The following is a 22,452-nucleotide window of genomic DNA, read 5'->3' as shown; positions in this document are numbered from 1 at the left end:
CCCGCCGATGGCCTGAAAGGTTCTAATACGCTTTGCGTTTGCTTAGCCCCGTGCTGCCTTGGTCGCGTTGGCCCACCAGACAATATCATCCAGCATATCCGTGGCGGCGGGGATCAGGTGATCTTCGATTGTTTCAATCTCGGCATTTGCGCCCATCGGATGCACCGCCATGAAATCGCCACCCGCGATATGCACAGCCCCATGCACCGGCACCATCGCCAGTTCCACACCGATCTGACGCAAATGTTCAACGGCCCGCGCCGCGCCGACACCGCCATAACCGATATAGCCCATCGGCTTGCGGTTCCATTCTACATAGGCCTGGTCCAGCGCGTTTTTCAGCGCCCCGGTGATCGAGTGGTTATATTCGGCCACCACAAAGATATAACCGTCGAATTCAGCGATCTTTTCCTGCCATTTCAGCGCATGCGGGTCGCTTGACGGCATCCATTTATTCGATGCGGCCTCATTGAACAGCGGCAGGTCATAGTCTTTCAGGTCGACAAGTTCGACGTCCAAGTCATCGCGCTGTTGCGCCTGTTTCAGCATCCATGCCGCCGGTTTATCGGCAAAACGCGCGTCGCGCGTGGACCCGATGATCAGGGCGATTTTAGGTTTCGTAGTCATGTTCCGTCTCCATAAGCTCTGGTATGTTCTGGCCATAAGTTGCGCTTGTTGCCGGCAATTGCAAAGTCGCGCCACGGCGCAGGCCCTGTGCGAAAACGAAGAGATGGCTTTGCGCCTCTTGCCCCCGCCTTTATCCGGTGCTTTATCGTTTGCATGAGCAAACCAAGCGACAACCCCGCCGATCCGTTCAAAAAAGCCTTGGCCGAGGCCACGAAAGTCATGGCTGATGATCCCGAACTGGCAGTCAGCTATTCGGTGGACCCTGCCGGGCAGACCGCTGACAGCATCCGCCTGCCGCAGGTTAGTCGCCGGATGACACGGGACGAGGTGATGCAAGCGCGCGGCACTGCTGATGCTTTTGCGTTGCGTCACAAGTTTCACGATGAAAAAGTCGCCGCCCGCTACATGCCGCAGGGCCAGATGGCCCGCGACCTGTATGAGGCGATGGAAACCGCCCGGATCGAAGCCGTCGGCGCGCAGCATATGCCCGGCACCGCAGGCAATATCGACGCCAAGATCGGCGCAGAAGCCAAGCGCAAAGGCTATGACCAGATCACCCAAAGCGCCGACGCGCCGCTTTCTGTGGCTGCGGGCTATCTGATCCGCCATCTGGCCACCGGGCGCGATCTGCCCAAGGGCGCGGATAACGTCATGGAACTCTGGCGCGGCTTTATCGAGGATCATTGCGGCGGCACGCTGGATAACCTTGAAGACGCGCTGAACGATCAGCAGACCTTTGCCCGGCTGGCCCGTCAGTTGATCGCCGATATGGGCTATGGTGACCAGTTGGGCGATGACCCCGACAGCGTCGACGATGATCAGGACGACACGGCCGAGGACGGCAGCGACGACGATCAGGAAGAGCCTGACAGCACCGGCGACGATGAAAGCGAAGGGGAAGAGGCCGATGCCTCGCCTGAGCAAAGCCAAGAAGAACAGCAGGATGCATCCCAAGCGCAGGTCAGCATGGATGATCAGGCTGATGCGGAAATGGGCGAAGAAACCGAAATGCCAGAGGGCGAGGCCCCGCTGGACCCGCCTGCCCCCCAGCCCGTCTCTGACGCTGATCCGGACTACAAGGTTTTCGCGACCGATTTTGATGAAGAAATCGGCGCACAGGATCTGGCAGAGCCGGTGGAGCTGGAGCGGCTGCGCGCCTATCTGGATCAGCAATTGGAACCGCTCAAGGGCGCTGTATCCCGCTTGGCCAACAAGCTGCAACGCCGCTTGCAGGCACAGCAGAACCGGTCGTGGGAGTTTGACCGCGAAGAAGGCATTCTGGATGCCGGACGTCTGGCGCGTGTCGTGGCATCGCCCACCACGCCGCTGTCGTTCAAGGTCGAAAAGGATATGGAATTCCGCGATACGATCGTGACGCTGCTGCTGGATAACTCCGGCTCTATGCGCGGACGCCCGATTTCCATTGCCGCGATCTGTGCTGATGTGATGGCCCGCACGCTGGAACGTTGCGACGTGAAGGTCGAAATTCTGGGCTTTACCACCAAAGCGTGGAAAGGCGGGCAGGCCCGTGAAAAATGGCTGGGTGAAAGCCGCCCTGCGGCACCCGGCCGTCTGAACGATCTGCGCCACATCATCTATAAATCCGCAGATGCCCCATGGCGGCGGACCCGCCCCAATCTGGGGCTGATGATGAAAGAAGGGCTGCTGAAGGAAAATATCGACGGCGAGGCACTGGAATGGGCCCATCGCCGCATGCTGGTGCGCCCCGAACAGCGCAAGGTGCTGATGGTGATTTCAGACGGGGCGCCGGTGGATGATTCCACCCTGTCGGTGAACCCCGCCAACTACCTTGAAAAGCACCTGCGCGATGTGATTGCCATGGTCGAAAAGCGTAGGGCAGTTGAATTGGTTGCCATCGGGATCGGACATGACGTGACCCGCTATTATGAACGCGCGGTCACCATCACCGATGTCGAACAGCTGGCCGGTGCGATGACGGAACAGCTGGCCAGCCTCTTTGACACCGACCCGCGCAAGCGCGCCCGTGTGCTGGGCATGCGCAAGGCCGGCTGAACACAAAGGAAAGACAGATGTTCCAGACATTCGAGGCGAAATCATCCCCGGAACAGGGACCGCCGCGGCTGGATGCTTTGCGCCGGAAGATGGCCGACACCAATGCCGATGCGTTTCTGGTGCCGCGCGCCGATGCGCATCAGGGCGAATATGTCGCCGACCGCGATGCACGGCTGGAATGGCTGACCGGATTTACCGGCTCCGCCGGGTTTTGCGTCGTGCTGGCCGATATCGCTGGCGTTTTTGTGGATGGCCGCTACCGGGTGCAGGTCCGCAATCAGGTAGCCGATGTCTTTACCCCGGTCGATTGGCCAGAGGTAAAGCTGACCGATTGGCTGACCCGGCACATGCCAGATGGCGGGGTTCTGGCCTATGATCCTTGGCTGCACACGGTTAATGAAATCAAGGATCTGACGGACAAGCTTGATCATATCAGCTTGCGCCCGACCGATAATCTGATCGACGCGGCTTGGGCGGATCAACCTGCCCCACCTGCCGCCCGCTTTAGTGCCCATCCGCTGGAATATGCAGGCGAAAGCCATGCAGACAAACGCGCCCGGCTGGCGGACGCTTTGAAAGCGCAATGCGCGGTGATCACCTTGCCTGACAGCATCGCATGGCTGCTGAATATTCGCGGCACGGATATCGAACGTAACCCGGTCCCGCATGGGTTTGCGGTCCTGCACGCCGATGGCAGCGTCGATCTGTTCGCGGCCCCCGGTAAGACGCAGGATATCGCAGAGCATCTTGGCCCCGATATTCGCGTTCACGATGTGGCGGGGTTTCTGGGGCACCTGACCACGCTGGACGGCCCGGTACTGATCGACCCAAAGTCCTGCCCGCAGATCGTCGCGACAACATTGCGCGATGCAGGCACGCCGCTGATGGAAGGGCGTGATCCCTGCATCCTACCCAAAGCCCGCAAGAACCCCGCCGAAATTGCCGGTGCGAAAGCCGCCCATGAACGCGATGGCGTGGCGATGGTGCGCTTTCTTGCATGGCTGGAGGCGGAGGGCCCAAAAGGCCAGCTGACCGAAATTGACGTGGTCAAAAAGTTGGAAGGGTTTCGCGCCCAAAGCAACGCGTTGCGCGATATCAGTTTTGAAACGATCAGCGGTGCAGGCCCAAACGGGGCCATCGTGCATTACCGCGTGAACGAGGACAGCAATCGCCCGGTCAACCCCGGTGAACTGCTGCTGGTGGACAGCGGCGGGCAATATGTGGACGGCACGACCGATATCACCCGCACCGTGGCCATCGGCACACCCACCGATGAACACCGCAGCTGCTATACCCGCGTGTTGCAGGGGATGATCGCTGTCAGCCGCATCCGCTTTCCCAAGGGTGTTGGCGGACAGCATCTGGATGCGATGGCGCGCGCGCCGCTTTGGCTGGCAGGGCAGGATTACGACCACGGCACCGGCCACGGCGTTGGCAGTTACCTAAGCGTGCATGAAGGCCCGCAAAGCCTGTCGCGCCGGTCAGAGGTGGCGCTGGAAACCGGCATGATGCTGTCCAATGAACCGGGCTATTACCGCGAGGGGGCGTTTGGTATCCGGATCGAAAATCTGATTGTGACCGTGGCGGCCCCTGCCCTGCCCGGCGGCGATGACCGCGCCATGCTGTGCTTTGAGACGTTGACCTATGTGCCGATGGACCGGCATTTGATTGATGTCAGCATGCTCAGTGATGCAGAACGGGGCTGGATTGATCAGTATCATGCCGATACGCTGCAACTTCTGGGACCCCGTTTGGATGATGTAACACGTGACTGGCTAGCGAAAGCCTGCGCACCGCTGTGACATCACAGCGTCATGCAGCGGACCCACTGTAGCGGCACCGGCACAAGCCGGACACCGAGGAGGAGACGCCATGGCCAACAACATCAAGATCAGACCCGCGCCCGGAAACTGGACTGTCCGCGCAGGCGGTGCGGTTCTGGGCGAAAGCCGCAATGCGCTGGAACTGACCGAGGGCGATTACGACCCTGTGATCTATTTCCCCCGCAGCGATATCGCCATGGCCTTTCTGGAGCCAACAGACACCACATCAGACTGCCCACACAAAGGCACAGCGCGCTATTTTTCGATTGTGGCGAAAAGCGGCGAGATCAAGGATGCGGTCTGGTCCTATGAAAACCCCAATGACGATGTTGCGCAGATCAAGGATCACCTTGCCTTCTATACCTCACGGGTTGCTGTCGAAGAGGTCTGAACCTTAGGAATGCTCTTCTGCTGCGGTTGCGGCCAGTGCTGTGTTCATCGCCCGCAGCGCATCGACCTGAAATAGCGCGCCCCAAAGCTGGGGCGGGCTGTCTTCACCGCCCAGCGTCACCACGGGGATATAGGCATGGCCGCCCTGTTCGAACATCGGCATCGCCTGTTCCAGTGTCGCGTTGCCGTCAATATAAACCCCCTCGCGGATCAGGTTCCAGCAGGGGTCCTCTGGTGCGGCGCCCCGCGCCTCCATGTCGCGCATGACGGTTGAGACCTTGAAGGTCGCCAGCAGATAGGCCTGCGGCCCTGCCGCCAGATGCACGTTGCGCCTTTCAAGCTGGGTCAGGAAAAAGGACCGATCCACCAAGCGCGAGGCCAGCGCGGTGGACATGGATACCGCCACCATGACCGCCAGCCCAGTCTGCCAGTCCCCGGTCAGTTCAAACACGATCAATGTGGTTGATATTGGCGCGCCCAACACGGCGGCGGCCACTGCCCCCATCCCGGCAAGCGCATAAAGCGTCCCCTCGCCCGACACATTGGGAAAGATCGCCGTCGCAATTATCCCAAAGGCCAGACCGGTTAGCGCACCAACCATTAGCGAGGGCGAAAATACCCCGCCCCCCATACGCCCGCCCATGGTGATCGCCACAGCCACGATTTTCAGGATGGCAAACACGATGGCCTCGTGCACAAGCAACTCTCCGGTCAGCGCCGCTGATGTGGTTTCATAGCCAACGCCAATGATATGCGGCCACCAGATCGCCATGATGCCTAGCAACAGCCCAGCCACGGCGGGGCGCAGGAAACGCGGCAGGCCGGTGGTTTTTTGAAAATAGGTGGCAAAATCTTCAGCCCAGAAAATACCCTTCATCAGGACAACAGCCACCACCCCGCATGTCAGCCCCAGCAGCAAGAAAGCGGGCAGTTCCACATAGAAGGCCAGCGCGTTCTGCACAGGCAGGACGAACTCTGTCACATCGCCGAACGCCAATCGGTTGATGACCGTTCCGGCAACGGATGCAATCACGATAGGCGCAAAGGCATGTAAAGCGAAATGGCGCAGCACAACCTCTAGCGCGAAAAGCGCCCCGGCAATCGGCGCGTTAAAGCTGGCCGATACAGCCGCCGCAACGGCACAGCCCAGCAAATCGCGCCCGGTCACACCGCTGGCACGAATGCTGCGGCAAATCCCTGTGGACAGCACAGCGGCCAGATGCACAACCGGCCCTTCCCGCCCGCTGGACCCGCCCGTCGATAATGTAATCAGTGACGCCGCGGCAGAAGCCAGCCCGCGCCGTACCTCAACCCGGCCTTCGCGCAAGGCGGCCCCTTCGATCACATCGGCGACAGAGCGCACCCGCCCGTCATCGGTAAAGCGATCCAGAAGGATGCCCACCACCAACCCGCCACAGACCGGGATCAGCAGGATCTGATACCAGCTTAGCCCGGCGGCAAAGCTGTGCAGATAGGCGATGTCGTCTGTCCCATAAAGCGTTGATTGGATCGCCTCGATCCCCAGTCGAAACAGCAGCGCCGCCGTCCCGGCCCCGATCCCGATGGCCAGTGCGATAAACCAAAACTGGATCTGGCTGGGTCCGCGCGTTTTCATGACATGGGCCGCGCTCCGACAGGCCGTGCCGAAATCGCGGGCACCCTGTCGGATCAACACTTTCACTGGACTGGCCATCGTAACCCGCATTCCCACGCTCTGCATGTCTGCGCTTTTGGGTTGCAGCACATGATACCGTTGTTTGGTATACATCCGTTCTACGAGATTGCGGGTGACGGTCCAAGGGTGTTACGCGATTTTGCGCGGGCAACCATGCCGCCGATCAAGAGATTCGCGGTCCAGACGGCAGCCTGAATTTTTGTGACACCGGCCGCGGCCAAATCGCTTTGGGAGCGTGTTTACAAAAAACCCAATATGGTGAGAAAAGTACCCAATTCATCAAAGAACAAATATTTGTGATGATCTGAATATAGTTACGAATACATCTGAAATCAGATTCTATCTATTTGTTAATAAAAGACAGTTTTCCTTTCTGTTTATTTCGCGAGGGAGCACTTTCAGCGCGGTCGATTCCGACTCATTCAATTAGGTATTGCATAACAAAATAGATAGGTAATACATGCTGACATACTTTGGGATAGGTTGCTGTATATTGCAAAATCCTGATAGGTTAATTTAAGAGGCGGTCATCGCCTTTGGTGATAAATAGTTTCCGGATCCGGTTCCCAATTTCTGTGGTACCCTATCTGAAGTTAAAGAAAGAAAACGTTTGCGATTTCTTTCTCTAAATAGCGACCGTACGTGCCGGAGGTGAGTGGCCGAAGCGTACGCTGTGATGAGTGGGTTGGGTAACCCGTATGTTTCGGGGGGTGATGTGTCTCGTTCGCATTTCAGCAATGAGAACCGTCGCCCCCTATTTTTTTCCAAATCACTATTCTACGCCCGTGAAAACTTTCACCTTATGATCTGGCGATCACGCACCCGTCTTTTTGACGCTCTCACCTGCAGTCAGCCTGCCACCCAATTTCGCAAGCAAATGATCGGCCACAAGCGACACCTGTGCCCTGTGTGCATTGGACCGGTGAATAGAAATCGCAACATCCGGCAGCGATGGCAAACCGTTCTGCCCATCAATGACTTTTAGGCCTGCCGGGATAATCGACGCTTCCATCACGGAAACGCCCGCGTTTTCGAGAATGGCTTGCTGCATCAATCCAATGCTCCGCGTGGAATAAGCGATATGCCAGCGGCGATCGACCCGTCTGAGCGCCTCTAGAGCGATGTCGCGGCATACACATCCCGCAGGAAACAGGACAAGCGACAGCGGCGTGGCAGGGTCGTTCTGATAGTCAGGTGCCGCAACCCAATGCAGCGGCTCGTAGCGCGCGATCTCTCCGGCGGCGTCTTGTCGCAGATGGGTGGCCACGACCACATCCAGCGCCCCACGTTCAAGCTGCAAGAGCAGCTCACGGGTATTGTCACAGGTGATTTCGAACTGCAGTCGGGGATACGCCTTGCGCAGGCGCGACAGGATCGGCGGCAACAGAAGGGTCGCGTAATCATCCGGCGCACCGACCCGGACCAAACCTGCGGCTTCGGGGTCTTGAATATGCGAAAGTGCCGCATCATTGGTTGCGAGAATACGGTTGGCATAGACCAGTAGTGTTTCCCCAACATGGGTAATCACAACCGATTGTCGGCTTCTCTCAAACAATTGTTTTCCAACAATATCCTCAAGTCTTTTGATTTGCAGACTTACTGCAGATTGCGTACGGCCAATCGCCGTGGCCGCCTGCGTAAAATTGCGATGCGCCGCAACCGCCACAAAAGAGCGTAATAGGTCAATTTCAAGATCACGTTTCATAAAGTAAGATTTATATTTCTCATCACGACCATTAATTTAATTCGTTTTTGGAATTACGCGCGTGCCGCTACCGTTTCTTCAGGAGGTGGAATTATGCTTAATTTATTTGCACAATCGATATTCACGGCAACAGGAATTACACCGTACGCCAATACCACCGCAGAAACACGTCATCTCGTAAATACCTGTGAAATGAAATACGAAATACGCAAATGGTCGGTTTATGATCGCATTTATTTTCTTGCGACGCGCATCGGAAATATTGAACGATTCTTTCAAATAGAAATTCAAGCTACACCGAAAGATGTCGATAAGATTATTAACAGCGTGATGGCGGTCGATCCGCTGACCCATGGCGCATATCGGCGTAATGCTGTCGTAACGGTGGTGGGCAGCGCCCCCCAACTACCGGATGAAAAACGGCTCAAGCCCGTGCCGCTTGATACCGCGAATGGCAGGGACACACACCCAAGCCTTCTGATCGTGATTTCTGTGGCGCGACGCCGACAGACGCTCAGACTTGTGCTGAGCGCGATACGTGACGTGCATCACGGCACAGAGCCGCTGATCTTCATCAAGCGGTGCTGGGCCATCAATCGCAATCACTGATGCTATGTTTTGATCAGTTCCTTGGCGGCAGCACGGGCCGCGTCGGTGATGCTGTCACCGGACAGCATGCGCGCGATCTCATCCACCCGCGCATCCGCATCCAATTGTACGACCGTTGACAGGGTCGCATCGCTGCTCTGCTGCTTTTCGACGCGCCAGTGATGCCCACCCAGTGCAGCGACCTGTGGCGAATGCGTTACCACCAGCACCTGACCTTCGGCAGCAAGCGCCGCGAGCCTGCGCCCCACTGCGTCCGCCGTCGCCCCGCCAACGCCACGGTCGATTTCGTCAAAGATCATGGTCAGCCCGCTGCCTGCCTCGGTCAAGCAGACCTTCAACGCCAGTAGGAACCGGCTAAGCTCGCCGCCAGAGGCGATTTTATTCAGCGGCCCTGCCGGTGCGCCGGGATTAGTGGCCACCTGAAACGCCACTGCGTCGTGACCTTCGGGGCCGGGTTCGGTTGGTGTGATCTCGGTCGCAAAAATTGCGCGCTCCATCTTCAACGGGGCCAGTTCTGCGGCCATGGCCGCGTCCAGCGCCCCCGCTGCCGTTTTGCGCAGTTCTGTCAGCCGTGCGGCGGCAGTATCATATGCACTTTCGGCAGTCTTCACGTCACGGGTCAACGCGGTCAGCTTATCGGCACTGCTATCCAGCACATCCAGCCGCGCGCGCAGATCGTCGGCGAACCCCCGCAGATCATCTGCCAGCACACCGTGCTTGCGGGCCAGCCCACGGATCGCAAACAACCGTTCTTCGACTTCTTCCAGCTCGCTTGTGTTGAACGACAGCGCCTCAAGACAGCGGTCCACCCCGCTTTGCGCCTCGTCCAGTGCCAGCTGGATCCGTTCGATAGCGTCCAGCGGCGCCTCTAGCTGTCCTTCGGCCTGATCCGCGACCCCGATCAGCCAGCGGGAGGCATCGCTGATCATCCCCTCGGCCCCGTTCAGGCCAAGCGCCTCGGCGGCTTTGCCAATATCTGACCGGATCTTTTGGGCGCTTTGCATCAGGCGGCGTTGGGTGTCCAGCGTCGCCTCTTCGCCTGCTTCCGGGGCAAGCTTGTCCAGCTCGGCCACCGCATGGCGCAGGTAATCTTCTTCTTCGCGGGCTTTGGCGACCTGCGCCTCTGCGGCTGCCATCGTCTTGCGTGCGGCGGAAAGGGTGCGCCACGCGTCACGCGCTTGCAGCAGCTCCGCCTCGATCCCTGCATAGCTGTCCAGCATTTGCCGATGTCCACGCGGGTTCAACAGACCCCGGTCATCATGTTGGCCGTGTAATTCCACCAGCGTGTCGGACAAGGCGCGCAGCACCTCGCCACTGACCCGCCGGTCATTGACCCAAGCTGTCTTGCGCCCCTCTCGGGTATTCACCCGGCGTAGGATCAATTCATCGTCCGCCGTGATCCCGGCCTCTTCCAGCACCGCGCGGGCCGGATGCCCCGGCGCAAGGTCGAACCACGCCGTCACCTCACCCTGGGCGGCCCCTTGGCGCACCAGCTCTGCCCGGCCCCGCCAGCCCAGCACGAAGCCAAGCGCATCCAGCAAGATCGACTTGCCCGCGCCGGTTTCCCCGGTCAGCACATTCAGACCCGGCTGAAAGCTTAGTTCCAGCCGGTCGATGATCAACATGTCGCGAATATCGAGACCGCGCAGCATCACATGCCCCGGAATGCAGGCGTCAGCCCGCCAATGTCAGAGCCATTCACCGCGCACCACCTGACGATAGATCGACGACAGCCAGTTATCCCCCGCCGCATCCGGCGAAAGGCCGCGCCCGGTCAGCAGCGCGTAGCTGGAATCGTACCACTCGGTCGAGCGGTAGTTATGCCCAAGGATTGCGCCGGCGGTCTGCGCCTCTTCCAGCAAGCCCAGTGACAGATAGCTTTCCACCAACCGGTGCAGCGCCTCTGCCGTGTGGGTGGTGGTCTGAAAATCCTCGACCACAGTGCGGAACCGGTTGACCGCCGCCGCATAATGCCCGCGTTTAAGGTAATAACGCCCGATTTCCATCTCTTTGGCGGCCAGATGGTCGAACGCCAGATCAAATTTCAGGACAGAGGTGCGGGCATATTCGGAACCCGGATATTGTTCGATCACGCGGCGCAAGGATTGCAGCGCCTGAAAGGTCAGCCCTTGATCGCGCCCGACCTCATCAATCTGATCATAATAAGACAGCGCCAGCAGATAGGCCGCATAGGCAGCATCATCTTCGGCCGGGTAGAAATCCAGATAGCGCTGCGCAGAGGCGCGGCTATTGGGATAATCCCCCGCCCTGTGATAGGCAAAAGCCTGCATGATCAGGGCGCGCTCGGCATATTCGGAATAAGGATAAAGCCGCTCAATCTCACCAAAGGAATAGGCCGCATCATCGGGATCGCCCTGTTCGATCTGACGCTCACCGCGCGCAAAAATCTGTTGGGCGGTCAGATCGTCCAGCGGCGCATCCGCGCGCTCACCGCCACAGGCTGCAAGAAGCATCACTGCCAGAACGACACCAAAGCGCCCAGGACCACGGCGCTTGTTGTTACTGCTGCCTGACATGATTGCGGTTCCTACACTGACTGCTCTGCAAAGTGGGATATGCTCCCCAATTCCGCATCGGTCTAGCATAGAAAAATTCGGGGCAAAATGCCTTTTGAACACAAGGCGTTCAACTGTGCGCGGGATGTGGGTCAGGCGACAGCGTGCAAATCGGCCATGCTGACACCGACACCGGGCAAGCGCGCGGCGACTTTGGCGTCACAATTCACCCAACGCCAAGCATCCGGCTGATCAAACAAAGCGTGCAGCAAACGGTTGGTGATCGCGTGCCCGGCACGCTGGCCAGTATAGCGAGCGAGGATCGGCGCGCCCGCAGTATAAAGATCACCCAGCGCATCCAGCATCTTGTGGCGCACGGCCTCATCGGCGTGGCGCAGCCCGCCGGGGGTCAGCACCTGATCGCCATCCACGACCACCGCGTTTTCAACGGTTCCACCCAATGCCAGCCCGTTGGCGCGCATCATGTCAACATCCGCCGAACGGCAGAAGGTACGGCTATCGCAAAGTTCCCGGACAAAGGCGCCATTGGCCATGTTCAGGGTCTTTTGCTGTTGGCCAATCGCGGCATCAACGAAATTGATCGAAAAATCGATCTGTAAAGAAGTTGCGGGCGACAGACGCGCGCGAGCAGCTCCATCGCTGACTTCGACATCTTTCAGAACCTCAATCGCATGCAGCGGCGCCAAAAGCGGGCGAAGCCCAGCCTGTACGATCCCGCGCACAAAGGCAGCAGCGCTGCCGTCAAGGATTGGCACTTCGGGCCCGTCGATATCAACCATGACGTTATGCACGCCGCAGCCGGCAAGGGCTGCCATCAGATGTTCAATCGTTGAAACTGTAACGCCATCCGCATTGATCAGCCGCGTGTTCAGCGGCGATACAACCACCTGATCCCAGCGCGCCGCCAGCACGGGCATGCCAGACAGATCGACCCGCCGAAACGAGATCCCTGCATTGGCCGCAGCAGGATGCAATACCACACGGACAGGCATGCCAGAGTGTAACCCTGTCCCGTCAAATACGACTTTAGTTTTCAGTGTGGTCTGCAAGAGTGGCCTGTCCTTTTGACGCATTAACAGCGTTCTTAATGAATTAGTGAGGTTATGCCATGGCGACAACTCACTCTTTACAACGGTCTGAAACATCGGTCGGTTTTATTGCAACACGAAAAAGTCGCAGATTTTAAGGCGCTGTTGTAAAAAGGAAAAGGCCACCGAACGGCGGCCCTTCCAATCATTTCAACCCGAAATATTTCCGGGCAAATCCCCGCGATTAATTCGCCTGACGACGCAGGAAGGCCGGAATTTCGATTCGATCCTGATCTTCGTTTGTCTCAGGCTCACGGTGCAGCGCGGTCACCTGCGGCTGCTGCCGGGCGGGTGGCTGCTGGGCGGCTTCTGCCTGTGCACCAGTCATCCGGTTGATGAGAGAGTTGATACCGAAACGGGGTTTCTCTGCATCATCATGTGCGGCCGGTTGCTGCTGCTGTGGCGCAGCGGCGGCTGTACGCTGTTGACCCGCCTGCGCAGGGGCGCGGCTGACTGCTGCCTGCAAACGTGCCATCGCTTCAGCCGACGGCGTGCCGGGTGTGGCCGACCGTGGGGCGACAAATGTTTCTGCTTCGCTCAGCTGTGCGGCAGGGCGTGGCTGATAGGCCGGGGGTGGCAAATCATCGACGGCCTTTGGCGCGGGCGCAGGCTGGGGTTCCGGCTGCGGTTGGAACGCTGCGGGTTGCACAGGCTCTGGCTGTGGTGCGGGCGCTTCCAGCTCAGCAAAGGAAGGCTGTTCCTGTACCGGCGCCTCCTGCGCAGGAGCTTCAATTGCAACAGGCTGCGACATCGGGGCTGCCATAGAGCGGCGCGGTACCGGTGTTTCGGCACGTGCAGTTGCATCAATGCCCGTGGCCACGACAGAAACGCGCATCCGGCCTTCCATGCTGGTATCCAGCGTGGAGCCCACGATGATATTCGCTTCGCCATCGACCTTTTCGCGGATCTTGTTCGCGGCCTCGTCCAGTTCGAACAGGGTCAGATCGTAGCCGCCGGTGATGTTGATCAGTACGCCGCGCGCACCTTCGAGCGAGATTTCGTCCAGCAGCGGGTTGGCAATCGCCTTTTCGGCGGCCTGAATGGCGCGGTTTTCGCCTTCGGCTTCGCCTGTGCCCATCATCGCCTTGCCCATTTCGTCCATCACGGCACGCACGTCAGCAAAGTCGAGGTTGATCAGGCCCGGACGGACCATCAGATCGGTCACGCCTTTCACGCCTTGGTACAGAACATCATCCGCCAGCGCGAAGGCTTCGGTAAATGTCGTGTTTTCGTTGGCCAGACGGAACAGGTTCTGGTTTGGAATGATGATCAGCGTATCAACGACCTTTTGCAGGGCCTCAACCCCGTCTTCGGCCTGCTTCATCCGCTTTGCACCCTCGAACTGGAAGGGCTTGGTCACAACACCAACAGTCAGCACACCCAGTTCACGGGCCGCCTGCGCGATGATCGGTGCCGCACCCGTCCCGGTGCCGCCCCCCATCCCGGCAGTGATAAAGCACATATGCGCCCCTGCCAGATGATCCACGATCTGTTCAATGCTTTCTTCGGCAGCGGCTGCACCCACGGTTGCCCGCGCGCCTGCGCCCAGACCTTCGGTGACTTTCAGACCCATCTGGATCTTGGCCCCTGCCCGCGATTGCTGCAACGCCTGCGCGTCTGTGTTCGCTACGACAAATTCGGTCCCGTCGAGCTCTTTCTCGATCATGTTGTTAACCGCGTTGCCGCCCGCACCACCCACACCGAATACGGTGATACGTGGCTTCAACTCTTCATGCCCCGGAAGGGAGAGATTCAATGTCATAACTCGATCCGCCTGTTTTTATATGCCCGTGCCTGCGGGCGCCTGCTGGTTATTAGGGCAATCTTAACCGGGTGATGCCGAAAGGTCACGTCAAAAACACAAAAATCCCACCAAATATTGCAGGATTTTCAGCGTACTCCGCCGGATTTCGGTCTATCGGCAAGATATTGCGCATTACCAGTTGTCTTTAAACCATTTAACAGCCCTTTTCAGGGAACGCGCCGGGTATCTGTCGGCGGGGATTTCGAAGTCCCACCATTCATCCTGCGGGTTCGCCGCAAAGAGAGTCAGACCCACAGCGCTGGAAAACGCCGGACCGATGGCCGCCTGCGGCAACCCCTGCACCCGCAAGGGGCGACCAAGGCGCACCTGTTGCCCAAGGATCTTGCTTGCCAACCCATCCAGTCCGGGGATCTGGCTGCCGCCACCTGTCAGCACGATTTGCTGGCTGGGCAAATGTTCAAACCCGGCCGCATCCAGCCGCGCGCGGACCTCTTCGAGGATTTCCTCGACGCGGGGGCGCATGATCCCGATCAGTTCGGCCCGGCTGACCGTGCGCCGGTCATGTTCCCAGTCACCAGTATCGCCGCCAATCTCGATCATCTCGCGGTCATCCATGCCGGTGGCGACAACGCCGCCGTAGAATGTCTTGATCCGCTCAGCGGTGGTACCGGGGATTTGCAAACCCATCGAGATATCGCTGGTCACGTGGTCGCCGCCCATACGCACCGTATCAGCATAGATCATGTGCTTTTTCATAAAGATCGACACGCCGGTGGACCCGCCACCCAGATCAATACAGGCCGCGCCCAACTCTTGCTCGTCCTCGACCAGCGACGACATGCCCGAGACATAGGCCGACGATGCAAGACCCGCCAGTTCAAGATCGCAGCGCTTGATACAATAAAACAGGTTCTGGATTGCGGTGGCATCCACGGTCAGCATATGCATATCCGTGGTCAGGCGGTTGCCGATCTGCCCACGCGGATCAGCCAGCCCGCTGCGGTGATCAAGGGCGAAATTCACTGGCTGCGCGTGCAGCACTTCGCGGTCATGTCCATAGTCGGGCACATCGCAAGCCGCCATCACCTGGCTGATATCCTGCTCGGTCACCATGCCACCATGCACATCAATGGCCCCATCCAGACCATAGGACCGGGGTCGCGCACCAGACAAACACGCGATCACATGGTCTACACGCACATTGGCCATTTTCTGCGCCGCCTGCACAGCCGTACGGATCGCGCGTTCCGTTTCCTGCATCGCATCGACTTCACCAAAGCGAACACCACGCGACCGGGTTGTTGCAGCACCAATCACCCGAAACTGCGACTGCCCCGCCATAGAGCCAACACCATCAACGCTGCGAAACTGCTCCGGCCCGTCAAAACGCAACACAAGGCAGGCGATCTTTGAGGTCCCCACATCCAGGATAGCCACAACACCGCGCTGCATCGCCGCCTTGCGCATCTGGCGCATCGCCCGCTGACTGTCGTAAAGATCGCCCATCATTCATCTGCCCCATTATTTATTGTTATTTCTTCGGCCCGGTGCATCGCCATCGCCGCCTCTTCGTTCATCCGCAGGGTCGGGCGTTGGGCGTTGCGCATATCAACAATCGCCACATCGCGTTCCAGCATGTCCTGTGCAGTGTTCAACGCGATAATCCGATCCAGCGCGGCGACCGCGCCCTCGGCCGGCAGCAAGATACGCTGATCGCGGTCCAGCACGATATCCCAGCGGCGCTCGCCCATACGGACAAGCCCGCGTACCCGGTCGCGCAGCGGCCCGGCACCGGCATAAAGCGCCAAAGCTTCCTGAATATGCTGTTCAGCGCCGTCACCTGCGATCAGTGGCAGATCCAGCCGGGCGGCACGGGTGGCAATCGTGCCAGACTGCACGCCGCTTGCATCAATCAAGCGCAGCGTCCCACTGTCACGCCAAAGGGCGGCAGGCACACGCGGGTCGATCACCACTTCCAGAGCGCTGCCCTCGCCCATACGCACACGGGCGGCGCGCACGGCATCCAACGCCTCGACCGTACGGCGCATCGCTTCAAGGTCCAGATCGAAAGATGACACGGGAAACACCACCGGCAAAAGTGCTGCGACCTGCGCTTGCAGTTCAGCCTCGGCCCCGGTGATCTGCATGGATTGCACCATGAATTGCGGGCGCGTCTGAAACGTCTCTTTCGCCTGCGCGATACGGTCCTGCAGCATCTGCCGGTTTTCCACATGTGAAAACCAGTTCGCCACGATGATCCCGATCAGCATGACCGGAACACCTGTCCGGACAAGCGCGCGAAAGCCCGGCGTCAGCATTAGCCGCTGATAGCGATAGCCCAGCCGCGAGGGAGCAGGATCGCGCTGCGCCTGTGCGGCACGACGAGAGGCAGTCAGCGCGCGCATGACGCATCCTCGACCAGCCAGCGACAAAGTTCGGGAAAGCTGACGCCCACATGTGCCGCCTGTTCAGGGGTGAGTGATGTGGGCGTCATCCCGGGCTGGGTATTGGTTTCAAGCAGGATCAGCCCGTCCAGACCGCGGGACATGTCCCAGCGGAAATCGGTGCGAGAGATACCGCGGCATCCCAACGCGCGATGGGCGCGCAGGGCGTAATCCATACAGGCATCGAAAATCTCGGCAGGGACATCCGCCGGCACCACATGGCGCGAGCCGCCGGGTTTGTATTTGGCATCAAAATCATACCAGCCATCGGTGATGATATCGGTGACGCTCAGCGCACGGTCGCCCAAGACAGTAACAGTCAGTTCACGCCCTGGCACGTAAGCCTCGACCATAACCTGATCCGGCATGTCGGCGGCCAGTTGCGGCGGGCTGTTCGCACCTTCAGGGACGATGTAAATTCCTACGCTGGAGCCTTCATTATAAGGCTTCACCACATATGGGGGGGGCATGACGTGGGCCGCGCGCACATCATCGGCGGCAGCCAGCATGCTGTCGGCGACAGGCAGACCTTCCTTGCGATAAAGATCCTTGGTGCGTTCCTTATCAAGCGCCAATGCAGACGCCAGAATGCCGGAATGGGTATACGGGATTTTCAGCCATTCAAGCACACCTTGAATGGTGCCGTCTTCACCGCCGGGACCATGCAAAGCATTGAACACAACATCAGGCGCAATTTCGATCAGCCGCGCGGCCACATCAAGACCCGCGTCAAGCTCGATCACTTCACATTCCGCTTCCCGCAAAGCTGCCGCACATTCGCGACCTGTGCTCAGCGAAACGTCACGTTCCGCCGACAGACCGCCCATCAGGACTACAACTTTCGGGTTTGCCCTGCTCGACATACCCTACCGCCTCGTTCGCAGGTCTTTTGCGACCTGTCGTTTATCTGGTGACCCTTGCCTGAGGGTCGTGGCCTTTCTGGCCGTTTTTTACGCGGTGCCTTCACCTGTCCGGTTGCCGACCCGCATAATTTCCCACTCTAGCGTAATGCCTTGCGAATCGTAAACCTTTTTCCGCACCAGCTCGCCCAAATCCTCCAGATCGGCGGCGGTCGCGTCGCCCGCATTGGTCAGGAAATTGGAATGTTTGGTATTCATGACCGCGCCGCCCAGCGTCGCACCGCGCATTTCGGCGTTATCAATCACCTTCCACGCCTTCAGATCATGCACATCATCAGCGCGGCCGGTGGACGAAAATCCGGCCGGATTGCGAAAGGTAGAACCGGCAGTGCGGTCCTTGGTCGGTTGCGTTTCGTTGCGCTTGGCCAGCTGATCGTCCATGCGCTGTACCAAAGCATCCGGATCACCTGCAGGGGCGTTGAATGTCGCCTGCACGATCACCGCCCCGTCGGGTAACACGCTGTTTCGATAGGCGAGTTTCAGCGCATCGGCCTCCAGAACCGCTACCGTTCCGTCGCGCTGGATGACGGTTACCGATGTCAAGACATCGGCCACATAGGTGCCGTAGCAGCCTGCGTTCATCCGCACCGCCCCGCCGATGGTTCCGGGGATCGTGCGCAGAAATGTCAGATCATAGCCCGCCCCTGCCGCCTTGCGCGCCACATGGGCATCCAGCGCCGCCGCCCCGGCATGGACCCCATCCGCGCCGATCTCGATCCCGTTAAACCCGCGCCCCAGCCGGATCACCACACCGCTGATCCCGCCATCGCGCACAATCAGATTGCTACCCACCCCCATGGGAAAGACCGGCACCGCAGGGTCCAGCGCAGCAAGGAACGTGGCCAGATCGTCTTGATCCGCAGGCTGAAACAGCACATCCGCCGGGCCGCCGACCCGCATCCAGGTCAGCTCTGCCAATGATCGCTTGGTTGTCAGGGTGCCGCGCACGGCGGGAAGATCAAGCATGTATATCCTTTCTGCCGCGCAGCCATCCGACCAGACCGCCAAGGCCAAATCCGACGCCCGCAGGTGCGCTGAGGAACAAAAGCGCAATCAGATAGCCGAGCCCGTCCCAGCCAGAGGACTGCTGCATCCCAAAAATCATCCATACTGTAAAGCCTGCCCAAAGCAGCCCTGTCCCGATCAATGCGGATGCACTGCGCGCCCGGCCTGAAAAATAGGCAATTGCGCCAGTGATCAGGAAGGCGATCGCAGGCACCAGAAAGGCCATAAGATTTTCAAACAACATGATTCGTCTCCATTTTTTGAACGTTGTTCAATTATTATATGAGTTATGAACTTCGTTCAATATTTTTCTGCGAAGACTACTTCCCCCTGAACCTGACATCATCCCGCCGCCGTAAGAGCCAGCCCAGAAACGTCCCGGCCCCACCGCCCAAGAACGCAGGCAAAACGCCCAACAGCGCCACCGACATGGCAAACACCGGATCAATCCCAAAGGGCCGCCCGCTGGCATAGAGAAGAACTGTAAACACCCCGCCCAGCACCGCCATGACGGTCAACGCCCACCCATCCTGCCCGCCGCGCATCAAACGGAGCAATAAAACAAAGCTCACGCAGGCCGCCGTCAACATCGCCCCAAGAACGAAAACGCCACCCATGCCGCTAAACCCCAGCCTTCCGGCGCAGCCAGAGATACAGATGATAAAGCGGCCAGCGCAGGACCGAGGCAGCAGCAACCAGAAAAATCAGCCCGTAAAGCATGCCACCCGTCCAAACGACCCAAATCAACATCGGCGCACCCACCGCCATCAGCACATAGGCGCGACGCCAATGATTGTCGCTTGATGGGATCATCGCCATGACAAAAGCCACGCCAATCCAGAGACATATGGCCCAAAGCTGCGGGTTCATCGGCAGCGGGCCTGTGACAAGGACTTGAGGATAGAGAACAGCATGGTGAATTCGTAAGCGAGAAATCAGAATGCGCAAGTGCAGATGATCAAACCGAGGGCAGCGCCCGGACCTCGGGGTGGGTGCGAAGCGTCTTGGAAATGATCCGGGGGATCATTTCAGGTTCAAACGGGCGTAGCCCCGACCCGGGCACTGCCCGGCGTTACCGCCGGACAGGACAATATACCGGCACAGCCGCATGGATTCACGCATCGCCAGGCTTGAACGCGTCTTTCGCTGAATTGATGTTTTTAAGAATGCGTTCACCACCGAAAAAGGCTGCACCTGCGATTGTGGCAACTGTGGCGCTGACACCAACCATCGGCAGCATCATGGCGGTCAGCCCGACCAGCGCAAACCGACACGTGTTGTCCACCATCTCATCCGCATTCGCACGCGGCCATTCCTGGAATTTTCCGGCGTATAGTCGCACGAGCCCCTCCGCCTCGACAGCGTCCGCCTGTGCCATGTCGTCTGTTGCGGGGATGAGGGTCGCCAGTCGCGACATCGCCTGATGCAACGTTGTAAGCACAGTGATCTGCCGCTTCGTCTCTTCCATCTCTGCATCATCGCGATAATTGCGGCTTTGCAAACGTTCGATTTCCAGCGTGATGTAGCTAAGGATGGCATCGCAATTCGCAGGCAATTCACGGCGATGGGTTTCCATCGCGGTCTTCGTGCGGGCTATCTGCTCAGGTGTACCGGGAGTGCGCAACGCAAGGTCAGGCACACTAGCATCCTCCGCCCGATACAGCGCCAGCACTTCGTCAAACATCGGGTTGATATAGGCGGGGCCTTTTTCCCAGTCTTCTTCGGTCAGCTTGTTGAAGATCGGGGCGAGTTCATGGGGCAACGTATCCCGCCCGGCCAGTGCCCGCTCATACCACGCGATCCAGAAGCTCCAGTCTGCGCCGCTTTCTTGCACCAGACCAGATTTGCTATTCTGCCACGCATCCTGATGTACCCGTTGGATATCCGCATTCAGCCAGAGCGGTTGTCGGCTACGTGCAACCAAATCGTCTTTAACAGACGGCCAAAGATGTCTTGTCGCTTGCGCAGAGGCCGCAGCACCAACAGGGGCGATAGATGTGGCGTTGAGTGCTCCATTGATGATCCGAGCAGCTGTCTCATAATCAGTTTCATTATAAGCGGCAAAGCCAATAGCATTCAGCGCATCAGCCACACAAATCAGTCCGGCGTCGGAACCTGCAAGATCGCCATTAAATGTAGCAACAGCTTGTGCTGTACGCGAGACAAATGGCGCAATTTCCGGCACATAAGACGCTGCAACGCCAGAAGCGCGGCACCCCGCTATTCCAACGGAAATAAATGCCAGCAAAACATAGTCGTCGCGTTGATGATCGCCAGTCAGCCGTCCTGCGTATAGTGCTACAAAAGGCAGCACGCGCGCCGCCGCACGAAACGCCAACCGCTGCGCAACCTCGCGCTGCTCACCCTCCGGCAAGCCTTCCAGATACCGCCGCAGGCTCTTTTCATTCTGAACCTCGGCGATATCCATTGCTTTACCCTTTCAACCGGTCCGGCAGTCCGTTTGCCCAGGCGCTGATCGTCCCGGCCCCCAAGCATACCACAATATCCCCCGATACGGCCTGCTCGCGCACCAGCCGCGCGAGGTCTTCTTCAGAGTTCACAGCCCGCGCGTGCCGATGCCCGTGCCGGATCAGACCGGCCACCAGATCATCGCGGGATGCGCCGGGGATTGGGTCTTCGCCGGCCGCAAATACATCAGCGATCCCGACAACATCCGCATCGTTGAAACAGGCGCAGAATTCGTCGAAATGATGTGACAGGCGGCTGTAACGGTGAGGCTGGTGCACGGCGATCACCCGGCCCTCGCTCGCTTGGCGGGCGGCTTTCAGCACGGCGGCGATTTCCACCGGGTGGTGGCCGTAATCATCAATGATCGCCACCCCATCAACCTCACCCACCTTGGTAAAGCGACGGTTGACGCCGCCAAACCCCTTAAGGGCGGCTTTGATCTGCTCTTTCTTCATGCCCAAATGCCGGGCCACAGCCACGGCGGACAAAGCATTCGAGACGTTGTGATCCCCCGGCATCGGCAGTGCGCAACCTTCGATCAGCGCATCCTCGGCCTGCAACGCGATATCAAAATGGGCGACCCCGGCCTTATAGGTCAGGTTGATCGCCCGTACATCGGCCTGTGCGTTGAAACCAAAGGTCAGCACCCGGCGGTCGGTGATCTTGCCAACCAGCGCCTGCACTTCGGCATTATCCGTGCAGCAGACCGCAAGACCGTAAAACGGGATGTTGGACACGAAATCATAAAATCCCTTGCGCAGGTTTTCGATGGTGCCCCAGTGATCCATATGTTCAGGGTCGATATTGGTTACGATGGCGATGGTCGCAGGCAGACGGTTAAAGGTGCCGTCGCTTTCATCCGCTTCAACCACCATCCATTCGCCCTGCCCCATGCGGGCATTCGATCCATAGGCGTGAATGATGCCCCCGTTGATCACGGTCGGGTCGATGCCACCTTCGTCCAGCAGGGCGGCCACCATGGTTGTGGTCGTCGTCTTACCGTGTGTGCCCGCCACGGCGACATTGGATTTCAGGCGCATCAGCTCTGCCAGCATCTCGGCCCGGCGCACGACTGGCAGGCCCATCGCACGAGCGGCATCCAGTTCAGGGTTGCCCGGTTTAATGGCCGAGGAAATCACGATCACCGCAGCGCCTTCCAGATTTTCCGCTGTCTGGCCTTCGAACACGGTGGCCCCCAGTGACGCCAGCCGGGCGGTGATCTTGGTCGATTTCAGGTCAGAGCCCTGCACGCGATATCCATGGTCCAGCAGCACCTCGGCGATGCCGGACATGCCGATGCCGCCAATCCCCACAAAATGGATCGGACCCACATCAAGGGGAAGTTTCGTCGCTGCATTCAT

20 protein-coding genes are annotated in these 22,452 nt (G+C 59.0%); 4 read left to right on the top strand and 16 right to left on the bottom strand.

Features of this window, described 5'->3' with window-relative positions; genetic code table 11:
- Positions 1 to 42: 42 nt before the first annotated feature.
- Positions 43 to 627 carry an NADPH-dependent FMN reductase gene (locus ACJ5NV_RS04250; RefSeq protein ID WP_411642383.1) on the bottom strand — a complete coding sequence of 195 codons (585 nt, stop codon included), beginning with the start codon at positions 625 to 627 and terminating at the stop codon, positions 43 to 45.
- 153 nt (positions 628 to 780) lie between these two features.
- Here ACJ5NV_RS04250 and cobT point away from each other — a divergent pair, with 153 nt between their 5' ends.
- From cobT to ACJ5NV_RS04235, 3 genes are all read left to right on the top strand, one after another.
- A complete protein-coding gene (gene cobT, locus ACJ5NV_RS04245; protein WP_411642382.1) occupies positions 781 to 2,661 on the top strand; it encodes a cobaltochelatase subunit CobT in 1,881 nt (626 codons plus the stop codon).
- Positions 2,662 to 2,678: 17 nt separating this feature from the next.
- Positions 2,679 to 4,463, top strand: coding sequence for an aminopeptidase P family protein (locus ACJ5NV_RS04240; protein ID WP_411642381.1), 1,785 nt, complete (start codon positions 2,679 to 2,681; stop codon positions 4,461 to 4,463).
- A 70-nt stretch (positions 4,464 to 4,533) separates the two neighbouring features.
- The gene (locus ACJ5NV_RS04235) at positions 4,534 to 4,875 is read left to right on the top strand and encodes a DUF427 domain-containing protein (RefSeq protein ID WP_411642380.1); all 342 of its coding nucleotides are present in this window, start codon (positions 4,534 to 4,536) and stop codon (positions 4,873 to 4,875) included.
- 3 nt (positions 4,876 to 4,878) lie between these two features.
- On the opposite strand, the gene ACJ5NV_RS04230 is transcribed toward ACJ5NV_RS04235, so the two are convergent.
- Both ACJ5NV_RS04230 and ACJ5NV_RS04225 read right to left on the bottom strand, forming a co-directional pair.
- Positions 4,879 to 6,567, bottom strand: a complete 1,689-nt coding sequence (locus tag ACJ5NV_RS04230) for a chloride channel protein (protein WP_411642379.1) — start codon at positions 6,565 to 6,567, stop codon at positions 4,879 to 4,881.
- A 796-nt stretch (positions 6,568 to 7,363) separates the two neighbouring features.
- On the bottom strand, positions 7,364 to 8,254 hold the full coding sequence (locus tag ACJ5NV_RS04225) for a LysR substrate-binding domain-containing protein (RefSeq protein WP_411642378.1): 891 nt from the start codon (positions 8,252 to 8,254) through the stop codon (positions 7,364 to 7,366).
- 93 nt (positions 8,255 to 8,347) lie between these two features.
- Between ACJ5NV_RS04225 and ACJ5NV_RS04220 the strand changes: the two genes are divergently transcribed.
- Positions 8,348 to 8,863, top strand: a complete 516-nt coding sequence (locus ACJ5NV_RS04220; RefSeq protein WP_411642377.1) for a hypothetical protein — start codon at positions 8,348 to 8,350, stop codon at positions 8,861 to 8,863.
- A 2-nt stretch (positions 8,864 to 8,865) separates the two neighbouring features.
- Here ACJ5NV_RS04220 and recN read toward each other — a convergent pair whose 3' ends face one another.
- The 13 genes from recN to murC all read right to left on the bottom strand — a co-directional run bounded on the left by recN (position 8,866) and on the right by murC (position 22,452).
- Complete coding sequence (recN, locus tag ACJ5NV_RS04215) at positions 8,866 to 10,515, bottom strand: DNA repair protein RecN (protein ID WP_411642376.1); 1,650 nt, start codon at positions 10,513 to 10,515, stop codon at positions 8,866 to 8,868.
- A gap of 36 nt (positions 10,516 to 10,551) precedes the next feature.
- Positions 10,552 to 11,400: an outer membrane protein assembly factor BamD gene (locus ACJ5NV_RS04210; RefSeq protein WP_411642375.1), complete on the bottom strand. Its 849-nt coding sequence runs from the start codon at positions 11,398 to 11,400 to the stop codon at positions 10,552 to 10,554.
- Between the two features lie 131 nt (positions 11,401 to 11,531).
- Positions 11,532 to 12,449 carry a UDP-3-O-acyl-N-acetylglucosamine deacetylase gene (gene lpxC / locus ACJ5NV_RS04205; RefSeq protein WP_411642374.1) on the bottom strand — a complete coding sequence of 306 codons (918 nt, stop codon included), beginning with the start codon at positions 12,447 to 12,449 and terminating at the stop codon, positions 11,532 to 11,534.
- A gap of 223 nt (positions 12,450 to 12,672) precedes the next feature.
- Positions 12,673 to 14,250 carry a cell division protein FtsZ gene (ftsZ, locus tag ACJ5NV_RS04200; protein WP_411642373.1) on the bottom strand — a complete coding sequence of 526 codons (1,578 nt, stop codon included), beginning with the start codon at positions 14,248 to 14,250 and terminating at the stop codon, positions 12,673 to 12,675.
- Between the two features lie 174 nt (positions 14,251 to 14,424).
- Entirely contained in the window at positions 14,425 to 15,759 is a 1,335-nt protein-coding gene (ftsA, locus tag ACJ5NV_RS04195) for a cell division protein FtsA (RefSeq protein WP_411642562.1), read from the bottom strand.
- Positions 15,759 to 16,658: a cell division protein FtsQ/DivIB gene (locus ACJ5NV_RS04190; RefSeq protein ID WP_411642372.1), complete on the bottom strand. Its 900-nt coding sequence runs from the start codon at positions 16,656 to 16,658 to the stop codon at positions 15,759 to 15,761. Before ACJ5NV_RS04190 ends, ftsA begins: the two co-directional genes overlap by 1 nt.
- The gene (locus ACJ5NV_RS04185; RefSeq protein WP_411642371.1) at positions 16,646 to 17,560 is read right to left on the bottom strand and encodes a D-alanine--D-alanine ligase; all 915 of its coding nucleotides are present in this window, start codon (positions 17,558 to 17,560) and stop codon (positions 16,646 to 16,648) included. The genes ACJ5NV_RS04190 and ACJ5NV_RS04185 overlap by 13 nt, the downstream gene beginning before the upstream one ends.
- Before the next feature lie 87 nt (positions 17,561 to 17,647).
- Complete coding sequence (gene murB / locus ACJ5NV_RS04180; protein ID WP_411642370.1) at positions 17,648 to 18,583, bottom strand: UDP-N-acetylmuramate dehydrogenase; 936 nt, start codon at positions 18,581 to 18,583, stop codon at positions 17,648 to 17,650.
- Entirely contained in the window at positions 18,576 to 18,866 is a 291-nt protein-coding gene (locus ACJ5NV_RS04175) for a hypothetical protein (protein ID WP_411642369.1), read from the bottom strand. The genes murB and ACJ5NV_RS04175 overlap by 8 nt, the downstream gene beginning before the upstream one ends.
- 76 nt (positions 18,867 to 18,942) lie before the next feature.
- A complete protein-coding gene (locus ACJ5NV_RS04170; protein ID WP_411642368.1) occupies positions 18,943 to 19,239 on the bottom strand; it encodes a UDP-N-acetylmuramate--alanine ligase in 297 nt (98 codons plus the stop codon).
- A gap of 4 nt (positions 19,240 to 19,243) precedes the next feature.
- Positions 19,244 to 19,492, bottom strand: a complete 249-nt coding sequence (locus tag ACJ5NV_RS04165) for a DUF2484 family protein (RefSeq protein WP_411642367.1) — start codon at positions 19,490 to 19,492, stop codon at positions 19,244 to 19,246.
- Between the two features lie 244 nt (positions 19,493 to 19,736).
- Positions 19,737 to 21,050: a hypothetical protein gene (locus tag ACJ5NV_RS04160; RefSeq protein WP_411642366.1), complete on the bottom strand. Its 1,314-nt coding sequence runs from the start codon at positions 21,048 to 21,050 to the stop codon at positions 19,737 to 19,739.
- 4 nt (positions 21,051 to 21,054) lie between these two features.
- Entirely contained in the window at positions 21,055 to 22,452 is a 1,398-nt protein-coding gene (gene murC / locus ACJ5NV_RS04155; RefSeq protein ID WP_411642561.1) for a UDP-N-acetylmuramate--L-alanine ligase, read from the bottom strand.

The sequence above is a fragment of the Loktanella agnita genome (assembly GCF_046640325.1).
Classification (GTDB): domain Bacteria; phylum Pseudomonadota; class Alphaproteobacteria; order Rhodobacterales; family Rhodobacteraceae; genus Yoonia; species Yoonia agnita.
Note: the sequence above shows the minus strand (reverse complement) of the source record. Positions and strands in the feature narration are given on the sequence as shown.